This is a genomic window from Methylorubrum podarium, assembly GCF_022179745.1.
Taxonomy (GTDB): domain Bacteria; phylum Pseudomonadota; class Alphaproteobacteria; order Rhizobiales; family Beijerinckiaceae; genus Methylobacterium; species Methylobacterium podarium.
The window spans coordinates 1-1,851 of sequence record NZ_BPRD01000447.1; the positions used below are offsets into that span (position 1 = coordinate 1).

Below are 1,851 nucleotides of genomic sequence, written 5' to 3' on the forward strand. Positions count from 1 at the left end.
GTCGGCGCGCCTTCGAGGACGTAGATGAACTCGTCCTGGCACGCGTGGCGGTGGTGGAGGGCCGACACCGCGCCCGGCCGCAATCGCGTGAGGTTGACCCCGAAATTCCGGAGGCCGAAGAGGTCGCCCAGCGGCTGCTTGATCCGCCCCTCCATCCGCGAGGCGAAGGGCTCGGGATAGCTGCTCCGCTTGACCCGGACCGGGGCGTCGGCGGCGCAGATGGCCGGTGAGTCGGTGGTCATCGCGAACACTCCGTTTTGCGGCGGCCGGGTGGCGGGGGATGGACGACCGCGTCCGGCCAGGGATTCCTGCCGCCGCGCAGCCAGTCCAGCGCATCCGTCCAGAACGTGCCGCTCCGGCGAGCCTGGAACAGGCCGAAATGGCCGATCGCCGCCATCCCCAGCGCGGCCGGCGTCAGCTGGACCTGCGTCCGCGGACTGCCGGTATAATAGTCGAGCCCCCGCCGGATCGCCGACGGCGTCCCGAACGCGTCGTCCGTCGTCGCGATGGCGAGGATCGGGGCTTCGACGGCCGCGAAGCGGGCGAGGATCGCCGCGCGCTGGCCCGGCGGATAGCTCAGCTCCATCCGGGCACGACGGAAACCCCACTCGTACGCCACGCCGGCCGGGAGATCCTCGAGCCAGCCGAGGCGGCGCCCCGGGAAGTAGCCCGCGAGGGCCGTCACGGCCGGCATCGCGAGATGCCACTTCGCCACCATGCGGAGCCGGCTGCCGGCGGCGTAGTCGGGCCAGTAGGCGAACTGGGCGCCGACGGTGAGGAAACGGTCCACGCGGTCGGCGGCCTCCGCGAAGCCGGGAAGGAAGCCGCCGATGCTGTGTCCCACGACGGAGAGCGGCCCGCCCCGGCACCCGTGCGCCCATCTGACGACGGCATCGAAGTCGAGCTCGCCCCAATCCCGCCAGCGGATGCCGCACGCCTTCAGGGTGGCCGGTCGGGATGCGCCGATTCCCCGGTAGTCGTAGGTCAGAACCTCGAACCCGTGCCCGGCGAGGAAGCGTGCGAAGGCGTGGTAGGAGCGCGCAAGGACCCCGGTGGCCGGGTTGACGACGACCATGCCCGGGAACGGCGCCCGCCGCGGGTCGGCGCGCCAGAGGTGGCCGTGCAGCAGGTAGCCGTCCCGGCACCGGATCGCGACCGCCTCGGCGAGGACGCGTCCGACGGCGCCGGGGGCGTCGATCACCGGCGCCGTCACGCTCGCACCGGCACGGGCGGCGCGGCGGGGACCGGCCGGTCGTCGATCGGGAAGTGGAGCAGGGCGGCGACCAGGCCCGCGAGCGCCGTGGCGGCCCAGACCGGACCGTAGGAACCGGTCGCATCGAGAACCACGCCCCCGAGCCACGCGCCGAGGAACGATCCGATCTGGTGGCTCAGGAAGACGATGCCGAAGAGCGTGCCGAGATGGCGGACCCCGAACACCTTCGCCACGAGACCGCTCGTCAGCGGAACGGTGCCGAGCCAGGTCAGGCCCATGGCGGCGGCGAAGAGCACGACGACGGCTTCGGACTTCGGCGCCAGGGCGAAGGCCCCGATCACGACGCCGCGGATCAGGTAGAGCCATCCGAGGACGTGCTGCTGACGGAAGCGGCCGCCGAGCCAGCCGCAGCCCCAGCTTCCCGCCATGTTGAAGAGGCCGATCAGGGCGAGCGCCGTCGCGCTCAGGCCCGCCGGCATGTGGCAGAGGGAGAGGTAGCCTGGCAGGTGCGTCGCGATGAAGGCGAGCTGGAAGCCGCAGGTGAAGAAGCCGAGCGTGAGAAGCTGGTAGCCGGGGTTTCGGCAGGCCTGCACGAGCGCGTCGGACAGATGGCCCTCCGTCGCCGCGTCGCCGGCCGC

3 protein-coding genes are annotated in these 1,851 nt (G+C 72.4%); all 3 read right to left on the reverse strand.

Annotated elements, in window-relative coordinates:
- Positions 1–242 (reverse strand): cupin domain-containing protein (locus MFF42_RS20400; RefSeq protein WP_507763116.1); only part of this gene is annotated, 242 nt, incomplete at its 3' end.
- Positions 239–1,201: an alpha/beta hydrolase family protein gene (locus MFF42_RS20405; RefSeq protein WP_238257379.1), complete on the reverse strand. Its 963-nt coding sequence runs from the start codon at positions 1,199–1,201 to the stop codon at positions 239–241. The genes MFF42_RS20405 and MFF42_RS20400, both read right to left, overlap by 4 nt.
- Positions 1,202–1,209: 8 nt before the next feature.
- Positions 1,210–1,851: MFS transporter (locus tag MFF42_RS20410; protein WP_238257380.1), on the reverse strand; the 642-nt coding region annotated here is incomplete at its 5' end.